This is a genomic window from Balneolales bacterium ANBcel1 (genome assembly GCA_029688905.1).
GTDB lineage: Bacteria > Bacteroidota > Rhodothermia > Balneolales > Natronogracilivirgulaceae > SLLW01.
The window spans coordinates 365,273-383,552 of the sequence record JARULB010000005.1; the positions used below are offsets into that span (position 1 = coordinate 365,273).

The window sequence follows — 18,280 nt, forward strand, 5'->3', positions numbered from 1 at the left end:
ATCTGTCCGCACAGATTCAACCGTATTAATATGGCTGTCCCCATCCACGATAGCAAGCTCTCCCACTTTGGCGTGACTTTACCTGCAGCAAGCCGCAATCAGCTTCAACAGGACCGGCAGCATGTTACAAACTGGCAGGTCAAATAAAACGGCGTGGCACTTCTCTGTCCCAGATTTTGCTGAACACTCGGCGCCCGTTTTCATAGGCATCCAGGGTGGCGTGAATCCTGAAGACGCTGCTATCACAGGTAAGTGTCGTGCGGGTGATGGTTTCGACATCCCACTCCCCGCGTTTCAGACGCCGCACCGCTTTCACTTCGCCGTTAACGGACTCGAACTTGTCCAGCAGATATCGGTACCACTCCTCGGTATTCCGGGTGATTTCCGTACCGGTGTCCTCCAGCCGATTGGTTCCTTCATTGTCAATTACATGCAGTGTGGACTCCTCGGAGGCCAGGTCACGGGTGATTACCCAGTTGTGCTCGGCCGGTTTGAGGGGCGTAGTGACGAACCCTTTTACCGCCTCCGCTTCCTCGAAATCGCTCATCTGATCATCGAACGGGGAAGCATTCTCACGTACAGGAAGCTCCAGAGTGCTTTTATCCGGGTGGATGGTGAGTCGCGCCGGCTCGGGTGACGGCCAGGCCAGCGGCCAGTAGGAGGTGGATATCGCGACCCGCAGCCGGTTGCCTTCCGGAAGGTGCTGGGCGATGTCGTTAAGCTCGATGGTCACTTTCACTTTTTCACCCGGCTCCAGGAACTCGGGGTGCTCATGGCTGTTGCGGTGGCAGAGGTTGAGCAGCCCGTAGGTCACGCGCGTCGCTTTGTCGTCCCTGGCAATATCAGAGAGCCGCACGGCGATCATGGCCACCGGTTTGTTCGCCGACAGCTCCAGGTGCAGTTTCGGAGCTCCTATGATCATCAGGTCCTTCCTGAGCGGTTCGCTGTCGAACACCAGGGAGCCGCCGTCCTCCTCGCGCTGGTCATAGGGCAGGTCCGGGCCTTTACTGTAGGAGCACCATTTGCCGGCAAAAAGGCCGACACTCAGCGGCGACTGTATAGTGAGCGGACCGTTGGAGGCAATCCGCTCCTCATCGGGTTTGAGTATGCGGGCGTTGTCCAGCGGCCACTGGGTCGGGATGATATTGGGAGACGGCCAGGAGGGTTCGGCCACCCAGTAACCCGGGCGTTTCTTGTAAACGGCTCGGGGCTTGACACTCTCCTGCATCCACACCCGCATGTCCGGCTCCTCTTCCACGCCGGTATCCTCGTCTTTGAGCCAGCGGTCCCACCACCGCAGGCACTCCTGCAGAAATCCGATTTGCGGTCCAGGGGAGGCTTCGTGGGGATAGATATGGCTCCACGGTCCGACCAGCCCCTTGCAGGTCACATTAAGGTTCTGCACCAGGCGAAAAACCGCGTTGGAGTAGCCATCCGCCCAGCCGCTCACGGCAAAAACCGGTGCTTTGATGGCGTTGAAATCTTCGCATACCGATCCGTGCTTCCAGTAGTCGTCGCGCTGCTGATGGCGCATCCAGGTGTCGACCCACAAGCCGCTTCCCTCGAGCCGCTCCATCCACATATCCCGCCATTCTTCGCCGACAATCTCGGGATCGGGCGGAAGGGAGTTGAAGGCGAACATGGTGGAGGCCCAGGAGAGGTTGTCGTTTAGCAGGCACCCGCCCATGTAATGGACGTCATCGGCGTACCGGTCGTCGGTGGAGCAGAGACTGATGACCGCCTTGAGCTGCGGGGGCTGCATCGCGGCGATCTGGAGTCCGTTGAATCCGCCCCATGAGATGCCGATCATGCCGGCTTTTCCGTTGCACCAGGGCTGCTGTTCCAGCCATGCCAGGATGTCGACCCCGTCGTCGAGTTCGGTTTGCAGGTATTCATCCTTGAGGACGCCCTCGGAGTCACCGCTGCCACGCAGATCCACCCGGATGGATGCGTAACCGTGCGCGGCAAAATAGGAATGCACCTGGGTGTCGCGGGACCGCTTCAGGTCACGTTTCCGGTAGGGAATATATTCCAGGATGGCCGGAACGGGGTTCTTCTCGGCATCCTCGGGCATCCAGATGCGGGCCGACAGGCGGCAACCGTCCCGCATGGGGATCCAGGTGTGCTCAATGGCTGTGATCGGAACCGGTAGTGACGAAGTCTTTACAGTTTTCATTTTGCACGGATAGTTAACGATTTGTACACGTAGCTGATGCAATGGGATAGTACCCGTTCGAGCCGCCTTTCGCCATCCTTGTGTAAAAAAAATAGTGGAGCCACTGTCCCGTTACCATGGAGCAGCACCCGGATTCGTAAAAAAAAATGTATATTTGGTGATATCCCCGGAAACAGAACTAAGTCGTCATCTGCGCAGCCTCTATGCAATAGAACAGGATGTCTGGAATATACCCCAATTTAAAATATTAACGGCACAAACGGGACTATTGTCATGAGTAAAAAACAAGTTTTCATCATTGGGCTGGATGATTTCAACCTGAAAATGTTGAAGGCCCTGCCGGAAGCGAAAGAGTGTGACTTCCATGCGGCACTGGATATCTCCGAAATCAGGGATGTCAAGGAGTACGACATGGAAAAGCTGGTTAACCTGTGTTTCGAGCGGATTGACAGGCATGGCAAGATCGATGCGGTCGCCTCGTACTACGACTTTCCCGGCACGGTTCTGGTCCCGGTGATTGCGGAGAAGTACGGTTTGCCGGGCCCGACCCTGGAGAGTATCCTGAAATGTGAACACAAGTTCTGGAGCCGGATGGAGCAACAGAAGGTGATACCCGATCACATCCCCATGTTCCGGGCGTTTGACCCCTTTGACGACCATGCGTATGAGAAGCTGGAGATGATCCCGCCGTTCTGGATCAAACCCAACAAATCGTTCCGGTCATTTCTGGCGTATCGCATCAGCAGCGAGTCCCACTTCTACGAGAACACCAAAACCATCCAGAAACATATTCATTTTATGCTGGAGCCGTTCCAGAAATTGATGCAGATGTATAACATTCCCGAAGAGGTATCGGAAATGAAAGAGAGCTGTATCGCCGAATCCATGATCTCCGGACATCAGTGCACCCTGGAAGGGTATGTGTACAACGGAAATGTCGTTTCTTATGGCGTGGTGGATTCCCTACGTGAAGAAGACCGGTCCTCATTCTCCCGTTACGAGTATCCATCCGTGCTGCCACAGGAAATACAGTTCCGCATGGCTGATGTCACACGCCGTACCATCCAGCAGATCGGCATGGACAACTCACCGTTCAATGTCGAGTTCTTCTACAACCAGACCGCCGACGAGGTCTACCTGCTGGAGATCAACCCGCGTATCTCGCAGGCGCACACGGATATTTTCGAGAAAGTGCACGGGATTTCTCACCACGCCATCATGCTGAACCTGGCACTGGGACGTAAGCCCAAAACATTATACTATAACGGTGACTTCAACAAGGCGGCCCATTTCATGCTCCGGACCTTCGAAAGCGGGCGCATCAATAAGGTGCCGACCAAAAACGAAATCAACATCCTGAAAAAATTCATCCCCGGCCTGGAAGTGAAAATTCCGGTCAGGGAAGGTGTCCACACCAGTGAAATGCAAGGACAGGACAGCTACAGCTTCGAGCTGGCCAACATCTTCATCGGAGGGCGCGACCAGGCGGAGCTGGTGGAAAAATACAGCAAGGTATGCGACGGACTCACGTTTGAAATTGATTACGATGAAGAGGTGCACCTGCACTAAATCGTATGGCCGCGAGTTGGGCGGCTTTTGATGAATGGGCCGTATTCGCGGGAATAGAGGGGGGCGGCGCTTGGTGAATGAAGTCGCAAGGACTGGAAGAGAGGTGGGCGACGTTTGGTGAACGGGGCCGCAGGAGCGGGAAGAGTGGGGCTCATTCTTCTTTGTTCAACATCAAATTAGCACCCCTATAATAAACCCCTGGATAAACCGAACACGTCCTACCAGAAAGAATAAGATTTATTCAGTTTTAGGAAGCATTAAATTAAAACCCTTATACGCATTACCAACCCCCCTATTACGATCATCATAAGAAGATCTAGGATCCCACTCATCACTTTCTAAAACATACTCTACAGCAACAGGATCCTCCCCTAACTTCTGCATATAAACCTGACTAATCTGTTGCTGAGGAAAACCACCAAAACCCGCACTAGCCATCCAAACCATAAAATCCTTAGGATTACCACTGCGCAAATGCTTACCTTCATCATCAACATACTTAACCTCCTGCCTATCAGTACAATAACTAGGAGGATCAGGATTAACAATAGCACTAGTATTAAAATCCTTAACGCTACAAATGCCAGGATTCGGCTCGTTAACAGTGCTGAAGAAATGATTCAACTCATTAGTATACCAACTAGGCAAACTACCATTCACGAAAAAAAAACTAGACAACATAATCCGCTCATTATTATCATACCCAATAGGAGGAGGATTAGGATGTCCGCTAGGAGAAGGAGGATCACGTATCCTAATAATCCTATTCTCAATACCACCTAAATTCGTCCTGCCCACGTACATAACATTATCCGCAAGATCCATATAAGAACCACTATAACCGCCATAATCATTAACATAACCTAAATCCGTGAGGTTTTCCGCATAATCTTCCACAAATTTAATACTAAAAGGATTAATATCCAAACTATCTTCTAAAACACTACGCATATCCTCCTTAAAAATCTCCCAATTCTCCAACTCCTCCTCATTCCAAGAACTGCCTGGAAGATACAAACCACCATCCGGATGATCCTCCCTAGGAAGATGATTACCAGCAGCAACAGCTACATTCCAACCCCTACCATAAGCAGAATTACCTTTATTAAAAACAACCACCTGCTCCTCAGTAACATCAGGCAAAATCACAAAAGGATGCCTATCGCTACCCTCCCAATCTCCCTGGTCCACCCAAATCACATCATTAAAACGACTCCACTCATCAATAAAATAACCATGCGTATCCACATCAAACTTGTTCTCAACAGTCTCCATATGACTATCAAAATCATCCCTAAGCCTGAACAAAACCTCAACATTACCAGTATTCGTACGATGATTCTCCAACTCCCTAGGACCATAACCACTCACTACATAAGTTACAGGAACACCATCCCTCTCAGCACCATGCCAAAACATACCAGGAACAGGATACTCATTCTCAGAAACCATTAAACGATTAACCTCACTCATACCAGGAACACCATCAACAACACTAGCCTCCTCACCACCAATAATATCCAAGACGTAATCACCCCTCGGAAGAACACTGCTGATAATACCATCTCCATCCGCAACCATAGTAGTATCCCTTCCACTCTCCAAATGCCTGGCTTGGATACTAGCATAAGGATTAGGATTTTTATCAAAGAAACCACGAGCCTCAACCCTAAAATCATGCCTTTCACGAACATCCACAAAGTCTTCCAAAACTTTTTTAGTGCCGTGAACATCAAAAGCTTTAACCGTGTAAGGAATACGGCCAGTATTTTCAAAACTATGACTTACACCTTCATCAACCTCATTCCCATTAATATTCCAACCATAAACTTTATCTTCAACTTTCAAAACTAAACTATCTAATTCATTAACACTACTCGCGTTAATACTAAAATCTCCACTGAACCATTTAACCTCATCCGGCTTAGAAACACTCAAAACAGGTTTAGACCTGTCAAGCGCAACATCACCAAGATCAACCAAAACCTCCAAACTATGCCTCTTCGACACATCCTCAAAACCTTCGGCAGAAAAAACATAACTCAAACTATCCCCGCCCACCAAACGCATAGGAACATCCAAAGACAACTCAAAATCACCACTCACATCTTTCTCCTTGCTGACACCAGCATAAGACTTCACAACCCTACCATTTATAGCCTCACCAGCCACATCTTCCAAACTACCCCTGGTAACCATACTAAAATACTCATCACCCAAAACAACAACATCCAAATCAACCAACTCCTCCAAACCACGACTAACTGTTTCATCCCTAAAACCATCAGCCACAGCCCTATAAACAACCTCCTCACCCAACAATCTTCTAGGAACATCAACAGAAAAACCAAAACTTCCATCAACATCCTGCTTAACAACATTATCCTTATAAGACATGCTAACACTACCACTAACATCCCCGCCATCAACATCACGCAAATGACCCTCAGTAACCATACTAAAATACTCATCACCCAAAACAACAACATCCAAATCAATATTCTCTTTCAAACTACGACTAACCGTTCCCTCTCTGAAACCATCAGCCACAGCCCTGTAAACAACCTCCTCACCCAACAATCTTCTAGGAACATCAACAGAAAAACCAAAACTTCCATCAACATCCTTCTCAAGCTCCTTACCTGCATAAGACTTAACCAAACGACCACTAACATCCCCTCCATCAACATTAACAAGTCTTCCTTCAGTAATCGCTTCGAATAACTTATCCTCCAAAGTGATATTTTCATTAACATTCCTTCCAAAAGGAACAGTCTGCATAAAACCGTTATAATTCTCGCTTTCATCTACGACTAAAGACAAACTACTACTTGAACTATCCCCTCCAAGATTTGTAACACTAATATTAAAATCACTACCTCTACCAAGACTAGTTAACTTAGCAGTCTCATTAAAATCTTTTCCACGAACATTCACTAAATAAACACCGCTACTAGGAAAACCGCTCAAAGATACTTTGTTACTGCCTTTTTCGAACTCTATCTGAGAACTGTGAATCCTTCTACCCAGAACGTCATAAACACCCACTTCTTTATTACCCCCCTCACTCGTAACTAAGATGTTGGATTCATCACTAGTAGGATTAGGATAAGGATTACCTATGCCAACTTCCGAATCATATTCCAAAACAAACATGCCATCCGGTCCGCTCTGAGCTGTTGCCAGCGTATCGCTCAAAACCTGATCCACCAAATGCACCCCAGCGCCCGCGACACCCTGACCAACCACATTGCTCACACTGCCGGTAACCGCGCTTCGCCCGCCGCTGTGCTGTCCGTACGCATCGCCGGCCGCCAGGAATAGTGCACCAAGTAAAACGGCCGTCAGGATCCCCCCGCCTGTCGTAACTGCCCGATAGATAACGTTCATAAGACTCTGGTTTGATAATAGTTGGCTTTGGGCAGGATAGGGCTTTCCCGGATTTGTTGCCATTTTTTTTGGCGGGGGCGGCAGGTGTGGTATCAGTGCATTTGGGTAGCGATCCCATCCTAAGTGATCCTCACTTTGCGGGCGGCCGTAGCAGAGACGCCGGTATCCGGGGTCATTGCCTGTGATGATGCCGATGGGCTGACAGCATTTTTTCTTTGACCCCGTTTTGTGCTATTTTTATGCAATCCAACCACGTACTTGTGATCAGGCCTATGAAATGATCATGGCCGGGCTGGCGTCAGGACACACAGGCGCATGATTTAATCCGGTCATGGAATTACATGTGTCCGCTTAATCTAAAATTTTAAACAGATGAACCATCCATGGCCGATTATTTGGCAATCAGGCCTATGATTAAAACCATGGACGCTGCATGTGACATAATGAATCAAAATAATTTAAAACACATGAAACTCAACATTATCAGCATCAGCAAGCAGTCCAAGCCGGCTCTTGCCAAGATCTACAAAAACGGCACCCTGGCGCTAAACATCGTAACCCGCCAGAAGCTTTCCATCACCCAGGCGAATGATTATCATCTGGCATTGGCAACCGACCAGACCCACAAGCTTGACGAAAAATTTTATCTGGTATTTTTGGATAAATCCGGTGATGCCACCCGCAAGCTGTTGGTCACAGAGAAAAACGCCACCGTCAATTTTGCTCATGTCTTTGATGCACAGGGCATCGACTATGAGAAGACAGCCCATGTCTATGAGCTGGAAAAGCAGATCACCTGGCAGGGCAACCCCGTAGCTGTTTTCCAGCGCACCAGGTAACCGGCGCCGTACCGATGAGAACCGCTCCCCACCGAAAATCCGGTACCCGCCGGTACGGTGGATTCTCATTGGTGATGAATCGGTGCCCGTGCCGGAAGATTGTGGGGCAATAAGTGGTTAACTGGCGAAAATGAAGCCTTATTGATAAGCGTTACCCGAATACGTACATTGAATTAATTATTACAATTATACTCTTATATCCATGGGAAAAAGTCGTTTGGATAGAATTACCAGGAACCCGGATATCTGCCACGGCAAACCTGTTATTCGTGGTTTACGCTATCCGGTCGACACCATGCTGGACCTTTTGGCTTCCGGAATGAGTATTGATCAAATTCTGGAAGACTATCCCGACCTGGAACGCGATGACCTATTAGCTTGCCTTGAGTACGCTTCTAAAGTTGCCAGAACTAAAACTTCTCAAAAAATTGCTCTGTGAAGGTCATCGTTGATGCACAGTTGCCCAAACGATTATCCGACTTTTAAGGTACAAAACAAGTCGATTCCAAACATACCCTCCTCCCTCCAATTACAACTGGCCAACTTTCGGGGAAGCTTACACGACCATCTCACATCTTAGAATCAAACCACAACCCCGGCATCGCGCACCTCCAACAGCTCGGCAATATCGGTCATCCCATCTTTGAATCAAACGACAGTGATCCGTTACTAAGTAGTTATATCGCAGGGCTCTTGCAATAAATCAAGAACCTTTTTAGTTTCATAATGAAACCACAACTTGCCTGGTTCATTATGCCAACGAATATTACCATTAAGGGAATTCCCGACGAGGTTTATCAAAAGCTTAAGCTGCAAGCGGATAAACATCATCGCAGTGTGAACAGTGAGGTCATTATGACCCTGAAAAATTCTCTTCAAAGTAGAATACATGATCCGGACATCCTTATTGACAGAGCCCGAAAACTTAAAAAAAGAGCTAAGGGTTCTTTATCCATTGAAGAAATTCAACAAGCGATTGATCAGGATCGTCCATGATTGTTGCCGACACAAACCTGATAGCCAGTTTTTGGGTACCCAATAATAAGGAGCAATTGGCCTATCAAAGCCTCAAAAAGGATCCCGAGTGGATTGCACCTCTGCTGTGGGTTTCAGAGTTCAGAAATGTTCTTTCCCTCTGTTATCGTAAAAAAATCCTTGATTTATCTTCCATTTATCAGGCCATTGATGAAGCCGAAGAGCTCATGGGTACCAGAGAATTTTCAATCAATTCAAAACAGGTATTAACTCTGATGTCCGAGTCAACTTGTTCGGCCTATGATTGCGAATTTGTAGCCCTTGCATCTGATTTTGACATTCAACTCGTCACTTTTGATAAAAAAATTCTTTCTGAATTTTCTGCAATTGCGATTCATCCTGATGATTTCGTAGCCGGTTAACCTGGTATTTTTTCTGCGATATAACAGGCAATCTCAAGCGGACGCGGGTAGCGTCCGCACCCAAAACGCGGCTTCCCGCCACGCCGTTTAAATTGCGGGCCGCCATTTCTTTAAAAACCATTGACCGGTTGTCATTTCCCAACGCGGTAAGGGGCCCGCTACCCCGCCAGAAGTGACCTACTATCGAATAAATCGCTCTCACTATCGCAATGCTTCTGGAACTCAACCAGGCACAACGGGAATTGGCCCGGTGAAAAGTTCCGGATTTATCTTCCCGCTTTGGGCTATTGACGGAACCGGCGTGCATTGGTTTGGCATCCCTCCCGAATGATCCGTATACTTGGAAGTTGCCAATTCGGGCGATGGAGTTCGCCTTTAACCGCCTCCGGCTGATGACTCCTGCATTTACCGACTGCTCAACCTGAATTTAACAGGAGTGCATCCATGCGAGAACTTCTTCTGGTCGCCCTGGGGGGCGCATTCGGATCCGTCTTACGCTATCTCTTCAGCATCGGCCTGCCGATGGTGTTCGACCGGTCACTACTGGTCACCGCCACCATGGTGGTAAACATCCTGGGTTGTGTGATTATCGGCTTCCTGATTCAATGGATGGAGGCCCGCCAGCTTATGGACACCGGCCTGCGCCTGCTTGTCATTGCAGGGTTCCTGGGTGGATTTACCACGTTTTCCGCATTCGGACTCGAAGCCGTAATGCTTTTTAAGGAATCCGTTCATAACGCTTTGTGGTACATCGGATTGCAACTTACCCTCTGTATCGGAGGCGTCTGGATCGGACTTGCAGGATGCCGATGGCTTCTGAAATAGCCGGCAACGGCAGCGACGCCCTTTACCGACTCGTCGCTTGCTCCATCACCCGGGTCATCCGCTTTACAAACTCGCCCGGTGACTCCAAATCGCCCTGCATCAGCAACGCCCCGTCATAGAGCTGCCGCGCCATCAGTTTGACCAGATCGCCTTCGCCTTTTTGTTGCATCCCGCTGAGATTCCGGATCACCGGGTGGGACGGATTGATCTCCAGGATTCGTTTCGACGGACCCATATCCTGTCCCATCATCTTCATCATCTGTTCCATGTGACTGTCCATGCCCTCCTTGCCGATCGTCAGCGTCACCGCCGAATCGACCAGGCGCTTTGACGGCACCACATTTTCCACGCGGTCGCCCGACACCTCTTTGAAGATGGCTACCAGTTTTTCGAGCGCATCGCCGGATACCTTTTCCTGCTTGTCGTCGGCATCCTCCTCCAGATCCAGGTCCGCCTTCTCTATGCTCTTGAGCGGCTTTTCCTTATAGGTTCCCAGACCCGGCACCACGAAGGCATCCACCGGATCGGCCAGCAGCAGTACCTCAATCCCTTTCTTGCGGAAATACTCCAGCTTGGGATCGCGCCGCAGCTCGTCGAGATTATCACCGGAGAGATAGTAGATCTCCTTTTGTGATTCCGGCATGCGCTCCACATAAGCACTCAACGACACCAGATCCTCCAGCCCCTTTTGTGCGGCCGTCTCACCGGATTCGGATTTTTCCTTCTCACCACCCTTCGTATCCGCCGATTGCTCCCCGCTTTTTGTGCTGTGGAAGTAAAGCAGCTCGGTCAGCCGCTCACGATTGCCGAAATCGGAGTTGAGGCCCGATTTAAACAGCGGACCAAACTCATCATAAAACGTGCGAAATTTCTCCGGCTCACTTTCGGCCCAGTACTCGATCATGCCGAGAATCTTGTTCACCAGCACATCCTTGATCTTGTTCATCACAGGCGAGTACTGTGTGACTTCGCGGGATACGTTCAGCGGCAGATCCTCACTGTCGACCACCCCCTCCACAAACCGCAGATACTCCGGAATCAGATCCTTGCAATCCTCCTGCACAAAAACGCGATTCGAGTAAAGCTGTACCGAAGTCAAATTCTCGGTCCGGAAGAAATCCGGCTTCGCCTGCTTCGGCACAAAAAGGAGCGCCTTGAAATTCATCCGCCCCTCCATAGCCAGATGCAGATGATCGAGCGGCTCCTGGAAGTCGTTGGAGATAAATTTGTAGAACTCGTTACGCTCCTCTTCCGTGACATCGTTTTTATTTTTGTGCCAAAGCGCGCCCTGCGAGTTAACCTCTTCGCCGTTCACCTTGATACTGTAGTCCACAAAGTTGGAATATTTCCGGATGAGCTGCTTCACACGCTCCGCTCCGGCGTACTCTTTGTGCTCATCCTTCAACCGGAACGATATCCGGGTGCCGCGTTCGGTGCGGTCGGATTCCTCAATTTCGTAGGTGCCCTGTCCGTCCGAGACCCACTTCCACGCCTTTTCATCCGGATCGGCGTGACGGGTTTCCACACTGATCTCCTCGGCCACCATAAACGCCGAATAGAACCCGACGCCGAACTGCCCGATCATGTTGCCGTCCAGCTTCTTCTTCTGATCCTTTAGCTGTTCGATGAATTTCATGGTGCCGGAGCTGGCCACGGTTCCGAGGCGCTCGGTCAGGTCCTCGAAATTCATTCCGATGCCGGTATCCTCAATCGCGAAAAACTGTTTCTCTTCATCCACTTCGATGCGGATCTCCGCCGGCAGCTTCGGAGATTGCACCTTCTCGCCGGTGACCTGCTTGAACCGGACCTTGTTCAACGCGTCGGATGAGTTGGATATCAGCTCCCGCAGAAATACTTCGGGGTTGGTATAGAGCGAATTAACGATCAGATGAAGGAGCTGTTTCATCTCCGCCTTGAACTCAAACTGTTGTTTTGTGCTCTTTGCCATAATATTTCGATACCTGTTTAGTGTTTTATGATACTGTTCTGATGCAATCACAATGGATTGCGACGGCCCGAGGCACATCCCCGGTACGCCGTCTCTCATTTCGCGGGGGAAAATATCACTTTTTGAGGAATTCCACTTCCTTCGCCCGGCCGGCCGAGACCAGAAACCCGGTGACCTCTCCGGTCGCATCATCCCTCAGAAACACAAACTCCCAGGAATCCGCCGACCACTTGCCGGGGGCATCCTCGGTCATCACGCCTTTGGGATCCAGCCGGCGACCCAGCACCAGCGCGCCGTCCTCGACCGTCAACCTGTAGTCGACCTCAAGCTCATCATTATGATACACTCCGGCGTACTGCTGCAAATACGCCTCCAGCGAATCGCGGATCACCAGCCGCGCAAGCGCCCGGCTTTTTTCGGCCGGATCGGCATCTGCGCGATTGCAGAGCACAAGCGTCGAAACACCGTGCTCCGGATAGCGTCGCAGGTCCGCCTGGAACCCGTGAAACTGCCCTGACTGATGCTCGCGTTTCTGGCCGTGCCAGTAGTCGTGATGGTGAGCGAAACCGTTGCTGACGGTATCCTCGCCGACCACCGATTGCTCCGACATCAGCCGGTGAATCTCCAGGAACAGCTCCTGTTCTGTGCTGTCCGCGACACCGCCCGGCGGTTCTATTCGAAACGCCTCCCAGCGGCCCCAGTCGGCCATCGTCGCATAGAGTCCGCCGTGACCCACGCCCTGATAATTTCCAGGATAGGTCCGGCGAAAGGACGTAACTACCTCCTGCTCCCCGCCGTTCTCATCACGCGGTTCATAGCTGATGACCCTTCCGGGAATGATGCGGTATCTGTCATCATGAAAATGCGTTGACGTCATTCCGAGCGGCCCCAGAATGTGCTCCCCCGCGTACTCGGCAAAGGGTTTTCCGGCAATCGTTTCGACGACGTACGCCAGCACGGTAAACCCGCTGTTGGTGATCTGCCGCTCCGACCCCGGCGAAAATTTCAGCGGCTTGCCCCGTTTGATCAGCGCAACATACTCCTCAAGCGACATCACATCATTAACCGAGACCCCGGCGATATCCATCAGATCATACAGTTCGGGAAGGCCCGAGGTGTGCTGCAGCAAATGACGGATGCGCACCCTGTCCGCCCACTCCGGCCAATCCTCCAGATACCGCGAGACCCTGGCATCGATGTCGAGCTCACCGCGGACCATCAGCCGGACGGCCGCCGCCGCAGTCACCTGATGCGCCAATGTCGTCATATAAAACCGGGAGTTGTGATCCAGGGGAATGTGGTAATCAAGATCGGCGCTTCCATAGAAACCCGACGCGATCGCCTCTCCGTCGCGATAAATCGACACGGCACACCCCGGAGCATCACCGCGATCATAATCCGCAAACAACGTATCGATGTTGTGCGATAATTCGGGCGGTGATTTTTCGGCGGATGTGGCCGGCGGCATGGCAAAAATCATCAGCCAAAGGGCCGGGACGATGACCCGTCGCAACGATCCATCAGCCCCGAAAACCGCAGTCCCGAAAGCCCGGGATGGTAGCCATTTCAAAAAGTCCCGATTTGTGATGTCATTCATCTGTTTAAAATATTCGGATTCACTAGCCACAGAGCATCCATGGACTTAATCATACACCTGTGTGAGCGATTTATCAATCATGGATGTAGTACTTCGTGACCTTCGGTTCATTCGTTTTCATTTTTCGATCAAGTGGACAGATGCAATTCCAACTCAAATGCGATCCCGCGTTCCACCCGGATCCCGGCTGCTTGAGCTCCGGCATCATTGCTCCACCTCAAATACGATTTCGCCGGTGCCCGGAGCCTGCAGGTTCATCCGCCGGATGGAATCGCCGCCGCGTTCAAATCGAAGGTCCCAGTCATCCACCCGAAACCGGTCATTGGACCGCCATATCATCCGGCGTGATTCCCGCTCAAAAAAAGCCGGCACCCGATCAATAACGAAATCTTCCCGGTCGGCAATACCCCGGCTATCTCTTATGATGTATCTGCCGGACGCATCCTCCTGGTTTCCAATGTCATCCCCGCGTGGCGCACCCTCCGGCCCCATCCCCCCGGACCCGTCAAAACCGGGCACTTGCGGGATTCGTTCGAGGTAGAGGTCGCCCTCTTTCAGCACAACATCAAATCCGGTCCCGAGATGCTTGTTCACATACCGGCCGGGGTAGGCCGCGAATCTCCCGGCAAACGTATCCCGGAGAAAGAGATCGGCAATTTGCCGTGAATATACGGCGGGGTTGATGTCGCTTTGGTTGCAGAACACCATGATAGCGAGGCCGGTCTCCGGAAATCGCGTGTACTGAGTCCGAAAGCCCATATAGCTTCCAGCATGGCCCACCGTGCGGAGTGTTTTGTAGCGCTCCAGCCTCAGGCCGGAGGCATAGGCGATCGAATTGCGGTTACGCGTAGATCCGGGGCGGGTCATTTTTTCAGCAAAGCGGTCCAGGTTGCTTCGGTTTTCGACAAAGTTGGCCTCCCACCGAATAAAATCCTCGATGGTGGTGAAAAGTCCGCGGGGGCCCACACGGTCCATGTTGTCCCGATAGAAGCGGCCGGGACCGAAGGAGCGGGGCCGGTAGCTGATCACCCGGTTCGGCACTACTTTTCCGGTATCGTCGTGCCAATGGGTGGATGTCATCCCGATCGGATCAAAAAAATGCTTTCGGGAGTAGGCGTCGAGTGACATGCCGGTCAGACGCTCCACCAAAACGGCGATCAGCTCATAGCCGGTGTTGTTGTAGCCGTACTCATCGCCCGGATCGGCATTGAATCGATGTTGCCGGCGGATCATATCGAGCGCTTTGTCAGGCGTGGTCGTATTGTCGAGGCCGGTATCGGCGAGGGCGAGCAGCTGATAGATATCCCTCAGGCCGGATGTATGATGCATTAGCTGACGCGCGGTGATGGGCCGGTCTGACCCGGGAAGCTCTGGAAGGAGCTCGCGGAGATCGTGATCCAGATCCAGAAGTCCCTGCTGTTCCAGCATGAGCAGCGCCGCGGCGGCCACTTGTTTGGAGACCGACGCGACCATAAACCGGGAGTCGGGCCGGATTGGAATTCCGTGATCCAGATTGGCGATTCCGTATCCTTTGGTGAACAGGGGTTCGCCGAAATGCGTCACGCCAACCGCGCAGCCGGGGGTATCCGGGTTGTCATACGCGAAAAAGATGCTGTCCATGTCGGCCGAGCTGACATGGCTGAACGGCGACTGACTCTCGTCCGAGTTGACATGGTTGAACGGGGACTGGCCCGCAGCGCCAGTGAAGCCGGCAGATAGCGTGACAAGCAGCAAGCCGGCTGTCATAATATGGTATGGCGGGATGCGCGGGTCCCGTGTGCGTCGGTGCCGGCGTGGTAAAAAAATGCGAAACATTCCGGTGTAGAAAATGGGGGTTATTACAACGATTGGAGTATATAAACCTATTTTTGATAAAGCATTTTCTTGGATACTCTGAAATTATTAGCGGTCAATGTATACAGGTATACACCGCTTGCGACTCCACTCGCATTCCACCTGATCTCATGATGACCTGCGGGAACAACACCGTTAACCAGTGTGTCGACCAACTGGCCGGTCACAGTGTAAACTCTTAGTTGTACGGCTTGCCTGTCCGGAATATAAAACGTAATTGAAGTAGAAGGATTGAATGGATTCGGAAAATTATCCCCTAAAACTATCGAATGCGGTTGATGAGATAAATTTTCGGGAGGGGCCGAAGTTATGATACCGGCACCGTCGCCAACCAATCTGATTTCACTCATCTTATTCGTTCCGGCACCAAAATCATTCAACTTTTTCAAATGATTATCTGCGTGTCCGCCTCCGGGAAGATCAAAAATGTCCAGCTCGGGGTTATTACCCATTACATACGATGCAACACTGTCCGTAGCCACCGGATCCTTTCCAGCCAACAAAACATTATAATCAGCAGGTTCAAATGTCGGGTTCCAGGAACCTTCCCCTCCGACTGAATTCATAATGCCGTCAATAACCGAAAGGTGAATCGGACATGCAAAGAACAAGTCAGATATGGCATTGGGAAGATGAGTGCCTTCCTCCCCGCCTTCAACATGCAGCGCATCTCTTCTCCCCGGATTCTGAGGTGTTGCATAGGGCTGCAGAGGTACAATTCCAACCTGATTTTTAATAGAGTGAGTTACCCCGGCACTGAAATGCTGCTTCATTTTTGCAATGGACACATAAACATCAATTTCATCTAAAATACGGTTGCAAGTAAAGGAATTGTAGTATGATTTATGGTCGCCTACCTGTAACTCCATATAATCATCGTAGGGATCGGGTTTATTCAAATCTACAAACTGCATTCCCAGTTCATTTTGAGCCTCGCGATATCCGAAATCATTATATGATTCGTCATCCCATAAAGCCTCTACGGCATATATATCACCGGGATTGACCCCTTCGTCTATCAATAACTCTCCCACAGCTCTAAAAACTTCGGGGTGAGTCCACATTGTTTCCGTTACACTTCTTCCCTGATGAGCTTCATTGTATGCATTTCCCGATCCGCCCACAAGGTTCAGTTTTAATGCCACCTTATCCCCTCTTTTGACTACACCACTTAATCCGCCCAGAGATTCAAATAAATGGGCCACTTTGTTTTTTACATACGCTCTACTGTAACGATCTGCCTGGGTTAAAGCTACCTGTGAGACATAAGAAGCGTTGTTTTGGTATCCATAACCGAATACATTTTTAGAAAGCAGGTATGGTGCCGCAATTAATCCAGCCGTAGTGGAGCCAAGAGTATTAATAAATTTTCTTCTCGAATAGGTACGTTTGGATTGTTTTTGTGCGGTTGACGACAATACTTTTTCGTTTTTCATCTGTTTAATTTTTTTTGATTAAGCGGACAAATGCAATACCATGACCGGTTTTAATCATGCGCCTGGGTTTCCTGATACCAGCCCGGTCATGTTCATTTCATTGGGTTACCTCTTACTGTTTAATCGAGCATTCAATACTTTCGCTTCAGCATACCCTGATTTCAATATAATATTTTTCTGAAACACTCTGAGCTATCTCCTTTTACATTTGAATGCAGTATTTAGTTTTGATATGTTTCATTTAGCATGCATGGCATAATTTTGACTATTCCTGTGTATAAGCGATTTATCTGTTTGGAGAGATAATATTTCACCTCAAGCCGGGAGGATCCATGAACTGGAAAACAGCCACCCTATTCGCAATTTGCCTGTTCATGTTCTTTGTACAGGTGGATGCACGATCATTTGAAGATTACATTGAAGAATTTCGCGGTGATACTGTAGTTGTAAAAGACTACCACGATATGGACCAAACTCCCAACTCCCTGTGGGATGCGATTGGCCTTGACGAAGATGCACCGGATGGACGTGTTTACGAAATTAAATATGGGGGATTTTACTGGATGACCGGTAGTCTCTCATCGCCGCAAGACCGGCCATTGGTTATCGTTGGTAACGATCAGACCCGCCTGGCTCAGCATGACGGAGGTTCCACACCACCAATCATTGCGCATACATTAAGGTTTGGCGGAACTGGTTTTTTGGGAATAGAATTCAGGAATAATCTCACGCTTAAAAACCTGATACTTACTACGGGTTTTGAGCATAACAGTCAAGGTTGGTCATTCCTGGAACCCGGTGCGCCCAATTTAACGGTTACGCTTGAGAATGTGCTTCTTGAACATACCCATTGGATATTTATCCAATCTAATGCTCATGAAGGAACCAAAGTTCATATCAGCGACAGTTACTTTGTTAACATGAGCGGGCAACCCTGCCGCAGAAACGGCGGTGTATACGATAATGTCGACAATAACACGGATGAGCTCATTGTAGAAAACTCAACCCATATTATGGGGCAGGGTATATTGTACAGTTTTCGGGGAAACCGATTCAACAAGGCCATCTTTAATCATAATACTTTTGTGAATATATCCGGCCAGTTATTTGCCGGATTCGGCTACCACACCAATGTGACGGTTACCAATAATCTTTTTGTGAACAGCAATGTTCAAGGATACTATCCCGGATTGGACGGGCCGGATGATTCCCATGATTCCTATAATGTACTCGATCAGGACAGCCTTCC

13 protein-coding genes and 1 riboswitch are annotated in these 18,280 nt (G+C 50.0%); of the genes, 7 read left to right on the plus strand and 6 right to left on the minus strand.

Annotated features, from left to right (window positions below):
• Positions 1–139: 139 nt before the first annotated feature.
• The gene (locus QA596_09140) at positions 140–2,176 is read right to left on the minus strand and encodes a CocE/NonD family hydrolase (protein ID MDG5767627.1); all 2,037 of its coding nucleotides are present in this window, start codon (positions 2,174–2,176) and stop codon (positions 140–142) included.
• A gap of 273 nt (positions 2,177–2,449) precedes the next feature.
• Between QA596_09140 and QA596_09145 the strand changes: the two genes are divergently transcribed.
• Complete coding sequence (locus tag QA596_09145) at positions 2,450–3,745, plus strand: ATP-grasp domain-containing protein (protein MDG5767628.1); 1,296 nt, start codon at positions 2,450–2,452, stop codon at positions 3,743–3,745.
• A gap of 237 nt (positions 3,746–3,982) precedes the next feature.
• On the opposite strand, the gene QA596_09150 is transcribed toward QA596_09145, so the two are convergent.
• The gene (locus QA596_09150; protein ID MDG5767629.1) at positions 3,983–7,135 is read right to left on the minus strand and encodes a T9SS type A sorting domain-containing protein; all 3,153 of its coding nucleotides are present in this window, start codon (positions 7,133–7,135) and stop codon (positions 3,983–3,985) included.
• Positions 7,136–7,602: 467 nt separating this feature from the next.
• Here QA596_09150 and QA596_09155 point away from each other — a divergent pair, with 467 nt between their 5' ends.
• The 5 genes from QA596_09155 to crcB all read left to right on the plus strand — a co-directional run bounded on the left by QA596_09155 (position 7,603) and on the right by crcB (position 10,196).
• The gene (locus QA596_09155) at positions 7,603–7,974 is read left to right on the plus strand and encodes a hypothetical protein (protein ID MDG5767630.1); all 372 of its coding nucleotides are present in this window, start codon (positions 7,603–7,605) and stop codon (positions 7,972–7,974) included.
• A gap of 202 nt (positions 7,975–8,176) precedes the next feature.
• A complete protein-coding gene (locus QA596_09160; protein ID MDG5767631.1) occupies positions 8,177–8,413 on the plus strand; it encodes a DUF433 domain-containing protein in 237 nt (78 codons plus the stop codon).
• 287 nt (positions 8,414–8,700) lie between these two features.
• Positions 8,701–8,970 carry an Arc family DNA-binding protein gene (locus QA596_09165; GenBank protein MDG5767632.1) on the plus strand — a complete coding sequence of 90 codons (270 nt, stop codon included), beginning with the start codon at positions 8,701–8,703 and terminating at the stop codon, positions 8,968–8,970.
• Positions 8,967–9,371 carry a type II toxin-antitoxin system VapC family toxin gene (locus QA596_09170; protein ID MDG5767633.1) on the plus strand — a complete coding sequence of 135 codons (405 nt, stop codon included), beginning with the start codon at positions 8,967–8,969 and terminating at the stop codon, positions 9,369–9,371. The genes QA596_09165 and QA596_09170 overlap by 4 nt, the downstream gene beginning before the upstream one ends.
• 349 nt (positions 9,372–9,720) lie before the next feature.
• Positions 9,721–9,780: riboswitch (Fluoride riboswitch) on the plus strand.
• A 35-nt stretch (positions 9,781–9,815) separates the two neighbouring features.
• Complete coding sequence (gene crcB, locus QA596_09175) at positions 9,816–10,196, plus strand: fluoride efflux transporter CrcB (protein ID MDG5767634.1); 381 nt, start codon at positions 9,816–9,818, stop codon at positions 10,194–10,196.
• 22 nt (positions 10,197–10,218) lie between these two features.
• Here crcB and htpG read toward each other — a convergent pair whose 3' ends face one another.
• From htpG to QA596_09195, 4 genes are all read right to left on the minus strand, one after another.
• Positions 10,219–12,144, minus strand: a complete 1,926-nt coding sequence (gene htpG / locus QA596_09180) for a molecular chaperone HtpG (GenBank protein MDG5767635.1) — start codon at positions 12,142–12,144, stop codon at positions 10,219–10,221.
• A gap of 115 nt (positions 12,145–12,259) precedes the next feature.
• Positions 12,260–13,741, minus strand: a complete 1,482-nt coding sequence (locus QA596_09185) for a serine hydrolase (GenBank protein ID MDG5767636.1) — start codon at positions 13,739–13,741, stop codon at positions 12,260–12,262.
• 204 nt (positions 13,742–13,945) lie between these two features.
• The gene (locus QA596_09190; protein ID MDG5767637.1) at positions 13,946–15,487 is read right to left on the minus strand and encodes a serine hydrolase; all 1,542 of its coding nucleotides are present in this window, start codon (positions 15,485–15,487) and stop codon (positions 13,946–13,948) included.
• Between the two features lie 116 nt (positions 15,488–15,603).
• Positions 15,604–17,031, minus strand: a complete 1,428-nt coding sequence (locus QA596_09195) for a DUF362 domain-containing protein (GenBank protein MDG5767638.1) — start codon at positions 17,029–17,031, stop codon at positions 15,604–15,606.
• Positions 17,032–17,363: 332 nt separating this feature from the next.
• On the opposite strand from QA596_09195, the gene QA596_09200 reads away from it, so the two are divergent.
• A partial coding sequence (locus tag QA596_09200) for a hypothetical protein (protein MDG5767639.1) occupies positions 17,364–18,280 on the plus strand: 917 nt, incomplete at its 3' end.